Raw genomic sequence first — 13,633 nt, 5'->3', positions numbered from 1 at the left:
TCGCTCATTTAATCTTGGGTTAATCCGTTATTTTACCCTTTTCCACGGTGAACATCTTCGAATTTTTGTCCGACATGTCCATTACGTGCTCAGCGCTTATTGCGCTGACGAAAACCTGCGACTGCGTGGCTTTTAAGCGGCTGGCAAGCAGCCCGCGCCGCGCGTCATCAAGTTCCGAGGCAAAATCATCTATCAGATACAGACAGCGTCTCCCGCTTTCGCGGGTTAAAAACTCGCCCTGTGCCAGCCGTAGCGCGCACATCAGGAGCTTGAGCTGTCCGCGTGACAAGGTATCTTCGACCGGCGCACCATCGGCACGTATGCGGAAATCCGCTTTGTGCGGGCCGTGGGCGGTATAGGTCAGCATGCGGTCACGCTCGAAGTTTCTCTCCAGTACCTCAGCGTAATCCGTTTCTTTTTCCCAGCCGCGCTGGAAGGAAAAGGTCAGAGAGAATTCAGGTAAAAACTGCTTACAAGTATCCGCCATGTCTTCGACGATAGCGGCGCTGTAGTCAGCACGCCAGCGGCTAATCTGCTCCGCCAGCGGGATCAGCTCCAGATCCCAGGGCCGAATTTGCGCATAGCGGCTAACCTGACGCAGCGCGGCGTTGCGCTGCTTCAGCAGGCGCTTCAGGTTGCTCCAGGCTGTAAAAAACCCGGTTTCATTGTGAAAGCATCCCCAGTCAAGGAAGGCTCTTCTGTACTTCGGGCCGCCGTTGAGCAAAGTAAACCCTTCCGGCGTAATCAGCTGCATCGGCATTAAATGCGCCAGCTCAGCCACTTTGTGACCATCGGTGCCGTCGATCCGCACCTTGCTGTCGCCGAGCTTGTCTTTAGTCAGCCCGATGGCGACTTCACGCTCGCCATCCTGTAAGCGCCCGTGCAGGATAAATGACTCCTGCTCATGGCGGATGACGCGACCAATTTGCAAACTGCGAAACGCCCGACCGTGACCAAGCGTATAAATGGCTTCCAGCAAGCTGGTTTTGCCGCTGCCGTTGGCGCCAACCAGAAAGTTAAAGCCGGGGGATAGGGCGAGATCCGCATTTTCGATATTGCGGAAGTCTTTGATCAGGAGTCGGGATAGCGACATATCAACTCATAGCCAGGGCGTTATCGTCGCATCCAGTTTCAACGCGGACTGCGCACAGACCCTGGAGCGTACACGAAGTACGTGACAGGGGCGAGCACAGCCCAGGTTGAAAATGGCAAGTAAGATAGCCCGATATTTTCTACAACCTCATGGGCATGACAACGTAGGCTGCGGATTGTGACGCCGCATCCTCAATCTGCACGCTCGACACCGAATCGGTCAGCAAAATACGCACGTTTTCGCACTTCAGCGCATTCAGCACGTCCAGCACGTAGCTGACGTTAAAGCCAATTTCCATCTCGCTGCCGGAGTAAGAAACGTCGAGGATCTCTTCCGCTTCTTCCTGCTCCGGGTTGTTGGCGGTGATTTTCAGCTGATTTTCGCTCACGTAGAGGCGCACGCCGCGGAACTTCTCGTTCGAGAGAATTGCCGCCCGGGCAAACGCCTGCTTGAGGATATCGCAGCCGGCATCCAGATGCTTATCCGGATTCTTCGGCAGCACGCGGCGGTAGTCAGGGAAACGACCGTCAACCAGCTTCGACGTAAAGATGAAGTCACCGACGTGGGCGCGGATGTTGTTGCTGCCAATCTGCACGCGCAGCGGCGTATCGCCACCGTCGAGCATGCGCATCAGCTCAATCACCCCTTTACGCGGCACGATCACCGAATGGTTAGGCAGCGATTCACCCAGCGGCATAGAGCAGACCGCCAGGCGGTGCCCGTCGGTTGCGACGGTGCGCAGCTCGTCGCCTTCGGTCTCAAACAGCATACCGTTTAAGTAATAGCGAACGTCCTGGTGCGCCATTGAAAACTGGGTGGCTTCAATCAGGCGCTTCATCGTCGCCTGCGGCAGCGTGAATTCAACTTCGCTCTGCCAGTCGTCGAGATTAGGGAAATCAGCGGCAGGAAGCGTCGACAGCGAGAAGCGGCTGCGCCCGGAGCGCACCAGCATCCGATCGCCTTCCAGCTGAACGGCGATCTCCGCCCCTTCAGGGAGGCCACGGCAGATATCAAAGAATTTACGTGCCGGAACCGTCGTTGCGCCCGTTTCATGCGGTTGCATCAGCGCAACGCGCGCCACCATTTCCATTTCCAGGTCCGTACCGGTGAGCGACAGCGCGCCTTCCGAGACCTGAAGCAGCAGGTTACCGAGAATGGGCAGCGTCGGACGACCACCTAACGGGCCGCTTACCTGTTGCAAAGGTTTTAATAAATGTTCACGTTCTACGGTAAATTTCATAGCGTCACGAGGATAATGTTCTGATTAAATTGGAAAAATCTTCTTTGATATCGTGGCTTTCTTCACGCAGCTGCTCAATCTTACGGCAGGCGTGCAGCACGGTGGTATGGTCACGACCGCCGAACGCGTCGCCAATTTCCGGCAAACTGTGGTTCGTCAGCTCTTTAGCCAGCGCCATCGCCATCTGACGAGGACGCGCCACCGAGCGGGAGCGGCGCTTGGAGAGCAGATCCGCCACCTTAATTTTATAGTACTCCGCCACCGTCTTCTGAATATTGTCGATGGTGACCAGCTTTTCCTGCAGCGCCAGCAGATCGCGCAGCGCTTCGCGCACGAAATCGATGGTGATCGCCCGGCCGGTAAAGTTGGCGTTAGCGATAACGCGGTTCAGCGCCCCTTCCAGCTCACGTACGTTGGAACGTAAACGCTTGGCAATAAAGAAGGCCACTTCACCCGGCAGACGAATGTCGTTTTCGTCCGCTTTTTTCATCAGGATCGCCACGCGGGTTTCCAGCTCAGGCGGCTCGATCGCCACCGTCAGCCCCCAGCCGAAGCGTGATTTCAGACGATCCTCAACGCCGTTGATCTCTTTCGGATAGCGATCCGAGGTGAGAATGATCTGCTGATTACCTTCCAGCAGGGCGTTGAAGGTGTGGAAAAACTCTTCCTGCGAGCGCTCTTTATTAGCAAAGAACTGAATATCATCGATCAGCAGGGCGTCTACGGAGCGGTAGTAGCGCTTAAATTCTTCGATCGCGTTGTTCTGCAAGGCTTTAACCATGTCCTGAACAAAGCGCTCGGAGTGCATATAGACCACTTTGGCGTTCGGTTTGCGCGCAACGATGCCGTTACCGACCGCGTGCAAAAGGTGGGTTTTACCCAAACCGGTACCGCCATAAAGGAATAACGGGTTGTAGGCGCCGCCCGGGTTATCCGCAACCTGACGCGCCGCCGCGCGGGCCAGCTGGTTAGACTTACCTTCGACAAAGTTATCAAAGGTGTGCTTGACGTTGACGTTAGAGCGGTAGGTCGGTTCCGCCGGCGCCGGGACGTTATCCCAGCCTGGGCGGACGATCGTCGGCGCAACGCGCGCCATCTGAACCTGCGCGGCCGGTACGGCTGCCGCGACGTTGTTTACCGCGCCGCGCTGCGGCTGTACCGCCGGTTTAGTGCCGACTTCAAAGCGCAGCTGTGGGGCATCAGCACCGCAAAAATCATTGAGGAGTCCATTGATATTATTGAGGTATTTATCCCTTACCCAATCGAGCACAAAACGGTTTGGCGCATACAGTGCCAGCGTGTTATCGCTCAGTTCCGCCTGCAACGGGCGTATCCACATACTAAATTCTGTGGCTGGTAACTCATCCTGCAATCGGGCAAGACACTGCTGCCAAAGCGAAAGTGACACGGCGGACTCCACTCGAACATAAAATCGATATAAAGAAAAAAAGAAACAATCGTGATTGTTGGCACACGTCGACCAGACCCTGCATAAGCCGAAAAGCCCCTGCACAAAAGGGGTGACGTGCGAACCGCTATCTGCGGTTTTTGTCCGATGCGGATCCGGGGATCGCGATCGGGACCGGGGATCATAGCCTAAACTGAAAAAGATATCTTGTGTTTCTCAACAGATTCTTCCCGTTTTATCCACAGGAAGGATCGAAGCCGGGTAAGTGTAATCGATCCTGGGAAGGGTGGGACACGATTTCGCCCGCATATTGGAAAAATTAATGAGCTATGCCGGTTTTGGGCCTAAACGATCTAACAAAGATCCCCTGCGATCCTTGCGCTTTACCCGTCAGGCCGTATAATCCTCCACCCGGTGCGTAATGCCCGTTTTCCGCAGCCTGTCTCAGCTCATTTTTTGTGCGGCAAGGTGTGAGAAATAAGGAAAGAGAATTGACTCCGGAGTGTACAATTATTACAATCCGGCCTCTTTAATCACCATCGCTGAGGCGTTAGTCGTTCGAAGTTCGTTCGGGTATACGCAAAAGTCAGTGAAATAATTCAAGTTTAGGTAGAAACCGCCATGAAACGCACTTTTCAACCGTCTGTACTGAAGCGCAACCGTTCTCACGGCTTCCGTGCACGTATGGCTACTAAAAATGGTCGTCAGGTTCTGGCACGTCGTCGTGCTAAAAGCCGTTCCCGTCTGACCGTTTCCAAGTAATAAAGCTAACCCTGCGTGGTTAAGCTAGCATTTCCCAGGGAGTTACGTTTGTTAACTCCCAGTCATTTCACTTTCGTCTTCCAGCAGCCACAACGGGCTGGCACGCCGCAAATCACCATCCTCGGCCGCCTGAATTCGCTGGGGCATCCCCGCATCGGTCTTACTGTCGCCAAGAAAAACGTCAAACGCGCGCATGAACGCAATCGGATTAAACGTCTGACGCGTGAAAGTTTCCGTTTACGTCAGCATGAACTCCCGCCAATGGATTTCGTGGTGGTGGCAAAGAAAGGGGTTGCCGAACTCGATAACCGTGCTCTCTCGGAAGCGTTGGAAAAATTATGGCGCCGCCATTGTCGCCTGGCTCCCGGGTCCTGATAGGCCTTATACGGGTCTATCAGCGCCTGATTAGTCCGCTACTCGGGCCGCATTGTCGTTTCACTCCAACCTGCTCAAGCTACGGAATTGAGGCATTGCGCAGGTTTGGGGTGGTAAAAGGCAGTTGGTTGACAGTGAAACGCGTATTAAAATGCCACCCTTTACACCCTGGTGGTGACGATCCCGTCCCGCCTGGACCATTTGATACCAGAGAACACTAACGATGGATTCGCAACGCAATCTTCTTATCATCGCTTTGTTGTTCGTGTCTTTCATGATCTGGCAAGCCTGGGAGCAGGATAACAATCCGCAAGCCCAGCAGCAGCAGACCACGCAGACAACGACCACAGCAGCGGGTAGCGCCGCCGACCAGGGCGTACCGGCCAGTGGCCAGGGGAAACTGATTACGGTTAAAACAGACGTGCTTGATCTGACCATCGACACCCGCGGTGGTGATGTTGAGCAGGCGCTGCTTCCGGCTTACCCGAAAGCACTTAAGTCTACCGAACCGTTCCAGCTACTGGAGACCACTCCGCAGTTTATCTATCAGGCTCAGAGCGGTTTAACCGGTCGTGATGGCCCGGATAACCCGGCGAATGGCTCTCGTCCGCTGTATAACGTCGATAAAGATGCGTTTGTGCTGGCCGATGGCCAGAACGAAATCGTCATTCCGCTGACGTACACCGACAAAGCCGGCAACGTATTCACCAAAACGTTCACCCTGAAACGTGGTGAGTATGCGGTGAACGTAGGCTACAACGTACAGAACGTCGGCGAAAAACCGTTGGAGATCTCCACCTTCGGTCAGCTGAAACAGTCTGCTAACCTGCCAACCGCGCGCGATACGCAAACCGGTGGCCTGTCTACGATGCACACCTTCCGCGGTGCCGCGTATTCAACCGCAGATACGAAGTACGAAAAATACAAATTCGATACCATCGTCGATAACGAAAACCTGAACGTCAGCACCAAAGACGGTTGGGTCGCCATGCTGCAGCAGTACTTTACTACCGCATGGGTTCCGCAGAATAGCGGCACCAACAGCTTCTACACCGCTAACCTCGGTAACGGTATCGTCGCGATTGGCTACAAATCTCAGCCGGTTCTGGTACAGCCAGGTCAGGTTGATAAGCTGGAAAGCGTGCTGTGGGTCGGCCCGGCAATTCAGGACAAAATGGCTGCCGTTGCGCCGCACCTGGATCTGACCGTTGACTACGGCTGGCTGTGGTTTATTTCTCAGCCGCTGTTCAAGCTGCTGAAATGGATCCATAGCTTCCTCGGCAACTGGGGCTTCTCGATCATCGTTATTACCTTTATCGTTCGTGGCATCATGTACCCGCTGACTAAAGCGCAGTACACCTCCATGGCGAAGATGCGTATGCTGCAGCCGAAGATTCAGGCAATGCGTGAGCGTCTGGGCGATGACAAACAGCGTCAAAGCCAGGAAATGATGGCCCTGTATAAAGCGGAGAAGGTTAACCCGCTGGGCGGCTGCTTCCCGCTGATTATCCAGATGCCAATCTTCCTTGCGCTGTACTACATGCTGAGCGCCTCGGTTGAACTGCGTCATGCGCCGTTTATCCTGTGGATCCACGACCTGTCTGCACAGGACCCGTACTACATCCTGCCGATCATCATGGGCGCAACGATGTTCTTCATTCAGAAGATGTCGCCAACGACCGTGACCGACCCGATGCAGCAGAAGATCATGACCTTTATGCCGGTCATCTTCACGGTGTTCTTCCTGTGGTTCCCGTCTGGTCTGGTGGTTTACTACATCGTCAGCAACCTGGTCACCATTATCCAGCAGCAGCTGATTTACCGTGGTCTGGAGAAACGTGGCCTGCATAGCCGCGAGAAGAAAAAATCCTGATTCTCTTCATTCTTCAAGCCGCAGATGCGTTGGCTTCGTTAGTTCGCCCCAGGAACTTACTTCAGTAAGTTCCTGGGGCCTCTCTAATTTGACGCCTTCCTGCAACTTGAACTATTTCGAGAATATACGGTAAAGTTAATGCCAGAGAAGGCGGTCAATAGACCGCCTTTTTTACATTTACATAGAGAGTCATCATGAGCCATAACGACACTATCGTCGCCCAGGCAACCCCACCGGGACGCGGTGGTGTGGGCATTCTGCGCATCTCTGGCCTGAAGGCGCGCGAGGTCGCAGAGGCGGTCCTCGGCAAGCTGCCAAAACCGCGCTATGCCGACTACCTGCCGTTCAAGGACGTTAACGGAACGGCGCTGGATCAGGGCATCGCCCTGTGGTTCCCGGGGCCAAACTCCTTTACCGGCGAAGACGTCCTCGAGCTGCAGGGGCACGGCGGCCCGGTCATTCTCGATCTGCTGCTCAAACGCATCCTGACGCTTCCGGGCCTGCGCATTGCTAACCCGGGAGAGTTCTCCGAACGCGCGTTTCTCAACGATAAGCTCGACCTGGCTCAGGCCGAGGCGATTGCTGACCTGATTGACGCCAGCTCCGAGCAGGCGGCGCGTTCGGCGCTGAACTCGCTGCAGGGCGCCTTCTCCGCGCGCGTTAACCACCTGGTGGAAGCGCTGACGCACCTGCGTATCTACGTCGAAGCGGCCATCGACTTCCCGGATGAGGAAATTGATTTTCTCTCCGACGGCAAAATAGAGGCCCAGCTTAACGACGTGATGGCCGATCTCGACGCGGTTCGCGCCGAGGCCCGTCAGGGCAGCCTGCTGCGTGAAGGAATGAAGGTGGTGATCGCCGGGCGCCCTAACGCCGGGAAATCGAGCCTGCTGAACGCGCTGGCCGGGCGTGAAGCCGCTATTGTGACGGATATCGCCGGCACCACCCGCGACGTGCTCCGCGAGCATATCCACATCGACGGCATGCCGCTGCACATCATCGATACTGCCGGTCTGCGCGACGCCAACGATGAGGTTGAACGCATTGGTATCGAGCGCGCGTGGCAGGAAATCGCCCAGGCCGACCGGGTGCTGTTTATGGTGGATGGCACCACTACCGACGCCGTCGACCCCGCCGAGATCTGGCCGGACTTTATCGAACGCCTGCCGGCAAAGCTGCCGATTACGGTGGTGCGCAATAAAGCCGACGTCACCGGCGAAACGCTGGGCCTGAGTGAAGTAAATGGTCACTCGCTTATTCGCCTGTCGGCGCGTACCGGCGAAGGCGTTGAGGCGCTGCGCAATCATCTTAAGCAGAGCATGGGCTTCGAGACTAACATGGAGGGCGGCTTCCTCGCCCGCCGTCGCCACCTGCAGGCGCTGGAAGCAGCGGCTAACCATCTGCAGCAGGGTAAGGCCCAGCTGCTTGGCGCATGGGCCGGCGAGCTGCTGGCTGAAGAGCTGCGGCTCTCACAGCAGGCCTTAAGCGAAATTACCGGCGAATTTACCTCTGACGATCTGCTGGGGCGCATTTTCTCCAGCTTCTGTATTGGTAAGTAACCGCGACTCGCGTAGTCCGTAAACGTTCACTAACCCGCATTAACCGGCTGTTGATGCGGGTTTTTACTTTTTAAGCCCCCCGTTTTTCCTCCCAGGAAATCATTGTTGTCCAAATGGCAACTCGTACTGGCAGGCATTCACCATTACTCTGTACGGCACTATTATCGCGAGGGGTTCTATGGCACGCTTTCTGATCTGTGGTTTTGCGCTGGTTTTGCTCTATCCATCCGGCATTGATATGTATTTGGTTGGTCTGCCGAAAATTGCGCAGGATCTGGGGGCCAGCGAGGCGCAGCTGCATATTGCCTTCTCGGTCTACCTGGCGGGTATGGCCACCGCGATGCTGTTTGCCGGGCGCATTGCCGACAGGTCCGGACGCAAGCCGGTCGCTATATTTGGCGCCTTTATCTTTATTCTGGCCTCCCTGCTGTGCTCGCTGGCGCATACCAGCACCCTTTTCCTGATCGGTCGCTTTATTCAGGGCATCGGCGCCGGCAGCTGCTACGTGGTGGCTTTTGCGGTGCTGCGCGATACCCTCGACGACCGGCGGCGAGCCAAGGTGCTGTCGCTCCTCAACGGCATTACCTGCATTATCCCGGTGCTGGCACCGGTGCTGGGCCATCTGATTATGCTTAAGTACCCGTGGCAAAGCCTGTTTTACACCATGACCGGCATGGGCGTGATGGTCGGCCTGCTGTCAATCTTCGTGCTGCGGGAAACGCGCCCAACCGCGCTGCCAAACGAGGCGGATCGGCAACCCGCCGGCTCCGAGTCGCTGCTGAACCGCTTTTTCCTCAGCCGGGTGATCGTCACCACCCTTAGCGTCACCGCCATCCTCACCTACGTGAACGTCTCGCCGGTGCTGATGATGGAGGAGATGGGCTTCGACCGCGGAAAATACTCGATGGCGATGGCCCTGATGGCGCTGATCAGCATGGCCGTCTCGTTCTCCACGCCGTTTGCGCTCACCCTGTTTAAACCGCGCACCCTGATGCTGACCTCGCAGGTGATGTTCTTTATTGCCGGGGTGCTGCTCAGCCTCGCCACCAGCCAAACGGTTACCATGCTGGGGCTGGCGCTGATTTGCGCGGGCTTCTCCGTCGGCTTCGGCGTGGCAATGAGCCAGGCGCTGGGGCCGTTTACCCTGCGCGCCGGCGTCGCCAGCTCCGCGCTGGGTATCGCTCAGGTCTGCGGCTCTTCGCTGTGGATTTGGCTGGCCGCCGTCGTAGGCTTAAGCGCAATGAATATGCTGATCGGGATCCTCATTGGCTGTAGCATAGTCAGCATTGTGCTGATTGTGGCCGCTGCCCCCGCACGGGCCGCGCAAAATTATGAAGAAACCCCTGTCGAGTCTCGATCTTAATTTATTACTCTGCCTGCAGCTCTTAACCCAGGAGCTCAGCGTCACCCGCACGGCGAAACGGATGAACGTTTCGCCGTCGGCGGTGAGCAAGTCGCTGGCCAAACTCCGCGCCTGGTTCGACGATCCGCTATTCGTTAAAACACCTCTCGGCCTGACGCCAACCCCGCTGATGACCAGCATGGAGCAGGATCTGGCGGACTGGATGCAGATGGGCAACCAGATCCTCGATAAGCCGCATCACGCCACGCCCAGCGGCCTGAAGTTCGAGCTGGCGGCGGAAATGCCGCTGATGATGATCCTCTTTGATACCCTTGCCCGGCAGATCTACCAGCGCTATCCCCAGGCGCTGATCCGCCTGCGCGGCTGGGACTATGATTCGCTGGACGCCATTATTCGCGGCGAGGTTGATATTGGATTTTGCGGGCGGGAAACGCACCCGCGCTCACGGGAACAGCTGAGCCAGCTGCCGTGGTATATCGATTTCGAGGTGCTGTTTACCGACCTGCCGCAGGTGTGGCTGCGCGCGGATCACCCGGCCCTCAGCGAGGAGTGGAATCTGGAGACATTTTTACGCTATCCGCATATCAATATCAGCTGGGAGCAAATCGATACCTGGGCGCTGGACGACGTATTGCAGGATTTGGGGTACAAGCGCACCGTTGCCCTGACCCTGCCGGGCTTTGAGCAATCGCTGTTTATGGCCGCCCAGCCGGATCACCACATGCTGGCGACGGCGCCGCGTTACTGCCACCACTATAACCGCCAGCACCAGCTGCCGCTGGTGTCGCGCCCCCTCCCGCTGGAGCCCCAGCTGCTGGAAAAAGTCCGGGTGCCGTTCGTCCTGCTGTGGCATAAGCGTAACAGCTACAATCCCAAAATCGTCTGGCTCAGGGAAACCCTGAAACGACTCTATACGGACCCGCTATAGAGACGTTATACGTATCACCCTCTCTTTGTTACGCAAGAATTTGTAAAATTCACATAATCCCCTTTTCAAGGGATGATTTCCGCATTAAAACCTATCAATTCCAGGCGATAATGTAGTTCTCAATTTTTATCTCTGCCCATTAATCACGGAGCGACGAATGGCAACGCATTTTGCAAGAGGGATACTAAGCGCAAGGGAGCCGCTATCGACACGCCTGTCGGCGGCCTGTCATCAAAGCGCACGACGTTTGCCGGAGTACCGACAAACCCGCTACTGCGCGTCGCGGTCGCTGCTCGCAGAGCTGCTGTTTATGCTGTACGGCATTAGCGAGCTTCCCGAAATCATCAAAGAAGCCGACGGCAGGCCGGTCTTTCGCGACAGCCACCTTCCCCGCTTTTCCATTTCATATGCCGGAAATATCGTTGGCGTCACGCTGACAACGGAAGGCGACTGCGGCCTGGACATGGAGCTGCAGCACGCTTCTCGCGGCGTGCATCCGCTGCACGACGCCAACCGGTATGTTTTCAACAGCAACGAAAATCTCTGGATTAACAACCAGCACGATCCTGATGAAGCTCGCGCCCAGCTGGTCGCGCTGCGCCGCAGCGTCCTCAAGCTCACCGGCGAAGCACCCGTGCGCCTGCAGCTGCTGCCAGGCGCAGGTCGGCTGCGTACCGCCAACATGCAGCCCATAGAGGCGCTCTGCGACGCCGAGTCGGTGCTGGTCTGGTCCATTGCCGCTACGCCGGGTATCGGCCAGCTTAAGGTCTGGGAATACGCGGGTAGCGACGGCTGGCGTACCCTGCCGGACGCCCAGGCACGTGCGAAAGAGCCCGCAGCTCGCCTGATGCGCTTCACCAGCCTGCCGGTGGAAAAAGCACTCTCCCTCAACTGACCGGTTCGGCCGGCCATCATGATGCAAAGGAGCAATCATGTCTGATACGTTGAAAATTGTTACGTTACTCGGAAGTCTGCGCAAAGAGTCGTTTAATGGCATGGTTGCACGTACCCTGCCGGGCATCGCGCCTGAGGGGATGGCGATCTCCGCGCTGCCGTCGATTGGCGACATTCCGCTATACGATGCGGATGTTCAGCAGGAAGAGGGGTTCCCGCAAAGCGTGCAGGAGATTGCGCGCCAGATTCGCGAAGCGGATGGGGTGGTCATCGTGACGCCGGAGTATAACTACTCGGTTCCCGGCGGCCTGAAAAATGCGATTGACTGGCTATCTCGCCTGCCTGAACAGCCGCTCTCAGGGAAGCCGGTATTGATCCAAACCAGCTCGATGGGCGCTATCGGCGGCGCGCGCTGCCAGTATCACCTGCGGCAGATTCTGGTGTTTCTCGACGCGATGGTGATGAACAAGCCTGAGTTTATGGGTGGGGTTATTCAGAACAAGGTCGATCCGCAGTCGGGAGAAGTGGTCGATCAGAGCACGCTCGATCATCTCAGCGGGCAGCTGAGCGCCTTTGGCGACTATATTCAGCGCGTTAAAGCCTAGGTGACAACCCTCTCCCAGTTGGGAGAGGGTTGAGTGCGGGCAAATCAGTGGGCGTCGATAAACACAATTTTCAGCACAAACAGCAGTGATACGATAATCACGCACGGGCTGAGGTCGCGCAGGCGGCCGGTGCCAATCTTCATCACGCAGTAGGAGATAAAGCCCAGGGCGATACCTTCGGTAATGGAGAAGCTAAACGGCATCATCACCGCGGTAATGAACGCCGGTACCGCTTCCGTCAGATCGTCCCACTTCACGCGCGCCAGGCTGGAGGTCATCAGCACGCCGACGTAGATTAACGCACCGGCGGCAGCGTAGGCTGGCACCATTCCCGCCAGCGGCGACAGGAAAATCACCAGCAGGAACAGAATGCCGACAACTACCGCCGTCAGGCCGGTACGTCCACCGACGGAGACGCCGGAGGAGGATTCGATATAGGCCGTAACCGACGAGGTGCCGATAAAGGAGCCCGCTACGGAAGAGACGCTGTCCACGAACAGCGCCTGCTTCATGCGCGGGAATTTACCTTTCTCATCGGCAAGACCGGCTTTATCCGTCACCCCAATCAGGGTACCGGAGGAGTCAAACAGGTTGACCAGCATAAAGGAGAAGATAACGCCGGCCAGGCCAAGATTAAACGAACCGGCTAAATCAACATGACCGACAACCGTCATCACGCTCGGCGGCGCAGAAACAATGCCGGTGTAGTGAACATCGCCCAGCATCCAACCCAGCAGCGTTGTCACCACGATAGAAACCAGGACCGCCGCGTGGATGTTACGCGACGCCAGAATGGCGATGATAAAGAAGCCGAGGATCCCCAGCAGCACGCTGTGGGAGGTCAGGTTACCGATGCTGACCAGCGTGTCTTTGTTGGCAACGATCACTCCCGCATTTTTCAGCCCCATCATACCGATGAACAGGCCGATACCGCTGGTGATGCCCACCCGCAGGCTCATCGGAATATTGGCGATCATCCAGTAGCGTACGCGGAAAATCGTCAGCAGCAGCAGGCCGACGGCGCCCCAGAAAATAGCCCCCATCCCCACCTGCCACGGCAGGCCCATTGCCTGAACGACCACAAAGGCGAAGAAGGCGTTAAGACCCATTGCCGGCGCCAGGGCGACGGGCAGGTTAGCAAACAGCCCCATCATAATACTGCCGAATGCCGCGATCAGGCAGGTCGTCACAAACACAGCGCTGGTATCCATACCCGCCACGCCGAGAATCTGTGGGTTAACGAAAACAATGTAGACCATCGTCAGGAAGGTGGTGAAACCTGCGATCGCTTCGGTGCGTGCCGTCGTGCCATGTTCACGCAGCTTGAACACGCGCTCCAGCAGACCCTGGCCAGAAGACTGGCTGGTTTGTTGTTGACTCATTATCGGTTTCCGAACAAAGGAGGGAAAATTCGAGGCTATCCTATACCAAAATGCGACACCTGGTGCAGTTGTGTGTTAATTTTTTTTCATTGCTTTTGCTTATACGGCAACGATTGCGTCCCGCAAATCTGCATTACGAAAACGTTAAACT

Annotated in this window: 14 protein-coding genes; 10 read left to right on the top strand and 4 right to left on the bottom strand. The window is 56.5% G+C overall.

Annotated elements, in window-relative coordinates:
• Positions 1–19: 19 nt before the first annotated feature.
• From recF to dnaA, 3 genes are all read right to left on the bottom strand, one after another.
• Positions 20–1,093 carry a DNA replication/repair protein RecF gene (gene recF / locus M2416_RS15240; RefSeq protein ID WP_259225525.1) on the bottom strand — a complete coding sequence of 358 codons (1,074 nt, stop codon included), beginning with the start codon at positions 1,091–1,093 and terminating at the stop codon, positions 20–22.
• Between the two features lie 139 nt (positions 1,094–1,232).
• Entirely contained in the window at positions 1,233–2,333 is a 1,101-nt protein-coding gene (gene dnaN, locus M2416_RS15235) for a DNA polymerase III subunit beta (protein ID WP_076947911.1), read from the bottom strand.
• 4 nt (positions 2,334–2,337) lie between these two features.
• Positions 2,338–3,741, bottom strand: a complete 1,404-nt coding sequence (gene dnaA, locus M2416_RS15230; RefSeq protein WP_045853744.1) for a chromosomal replication initiator protein DnaA — start codon at positions 3,739–3,741, stop codon at positions 2,338–2,340.
• 322 nt (positions 3,742–4,063) lie between these two features.
• Between dnaA and M2416_RS27060 the strand changes: the two genes are divergently transcribed.
• From M2416_RS27060 to M2416_RS15185, 10 genes are all read left to right on the top strand, one after another.
• The gene (locus M2416_RS27060; RefSeq protein WP_421673008.1) at positions 4,064–4,144 is read left to right on the top strand and encodes a hypothetical protein; all 81 of its coding nucleotides are present in this window, start codon (positions 4,064–4,066) and stop codon (positions 4,142–4,144) included.
• 218 nt (positions 4,145–4,362) lie between these two features.
• On the top strand, positions 4,363–4,503 hold the full coding sequence (gene rpmH / locus M2416_RS15225) for a 50S ribosomal protein L34 (protein ID WP_002220736.1): 141 nt from the start codon (positions 4,363–4,365) through the stop codon (positions 4,501–4,503).
• 15 nt (positions 4,504–4,518) lie between these two features.
• On the top strand, positions 4,519–4,878 hold the full coding sequence (rnpA, locus tag M2416_RS15220) for a ribonuclease P protein component (RefSeq protein ID WP_071844868.1): 360 nt from the start codon (positions 4,519–4,521) through the stop codon (positions 4,876–4,878).
• Complete coding sequence (gene yidD, locus M2416_RS15215) at positions 4,842–5,099, top strand: membrane protein insertion efficiency factor YidD (protein WP_071844869.1); 258 nt, start codon at positions 4,842–4,844, stop codon at positions 5,097–5,099. Before rnpA ends, yidD begins: the two co-directional genes overlap by 37 nt.
• A gap of 2 nt (positions 5,100–5,101) precedes the next feature.
• The gene (yidC, locus tag M2416_RS15210) at positions 5,102–6,751 is read left to right on the top strand and encodes a membrane protein insertase YidC (RefSeq protein WP_259225520.1); all 1,650 of its coding nucleotides are present in this window, start codon (positions 5,102–5,104) and stop codon (positions 6,749–6,751) included.
• Between the two features lie 194 nt (positions 6,752–6,945).
• Positions 6,946–8,310 (top strand): tRNA uridine-5-carboxymethylaminomethyl(34) synthesis GTPase MnmE, encoded by a 1,365-nt coding sequence (gene mnmE, locus M2416_RS15205; RefSeq protein WP_041143338.1) that lies wholly within the window; start codon positions 6,946–6,948, stop codon positions 8,308–8,310.
• Between the two features lie 178 nt (positions 8,311–8,488).
• Positions 8,489–9,673: an MFS transporter gene (locus tag M2416_RS15200; RefSeq protein WP_259225519.1), complete on the top strand. Its 1,185-nt coding sequence runs from the start codon at positions 8,489–8,491 to the stop codon at positions 9,671–9,673.
• Entirely contained in the window at positions 9,642–10,601 is a 960-nt protein-coding gene (yidZ, locus tag M2416_RS15195) for an HTH-type transcriptional regulator YidZ (protein WP_076947913.1), read from the top strand. Before M2416_RS15200 ends, yidZ begins: the two co-directional genes overlap by 32 nt.
• Before the next feature lie 157 nt (positions 10,602–10,758).
• The gene (locus M2416_RS15190; protein WP_076947914.1) at positions 10,759–11,496 is read left to right on the top strand and encodes a 4'-phosphopantetheinyl transferase family protein; all 738 of its coding nucleotides are present in this window, start codon (positions 10,759–10,761) and stop codon (positions 11,494–11,496) included.
• A 37-nt stretch (positions 11,497–11,533) separates the two neighbouring features.
• Complete coding sequence (locus M2416_RS15185; RefSeq protein ID WP_259225517.1) at positions 11,534–12,100, top strand: NADPH-dependent FMN reductase; 567 nt, start codon at positions 11,534–11,536, stop codon at positions 12,098–12,100.
• 44 nt (positions 12,101–12,144) lie between these two features.
• Here M2416_RS15185 and adeP read toward each other — a convergent pair whose 3' ends face one another.
• A complete protein-coding gene (gene adeP / locus M2416_RS15180) occupies positions 12,145–13,482 on the bottom strand; it encodes an adenine permease AdeP (protein ID WP_259225515.1) in 1,338 nt (445 codons plus the stop codon).
• Between the last annotated feature and the right edge of the window lie 151 nt (positions 13,483–13,633).

The organism is Klebsiella sp. BIGb0132 (assembly GCF_024810075.1).
Taxonomy (GTDB): domain Bacteria; phylum Pseudomonadota; class Gammaproteobacteria; order Enterobacterales; family Enterobacteriaceae; genus Klebsiella; species Klebsiella terrigena.
The sequence above is the reverse complement of the archived record's forward strand: the minus strand, read 5'-3'. Positions and strand labels throughout refer to the sequence as shown.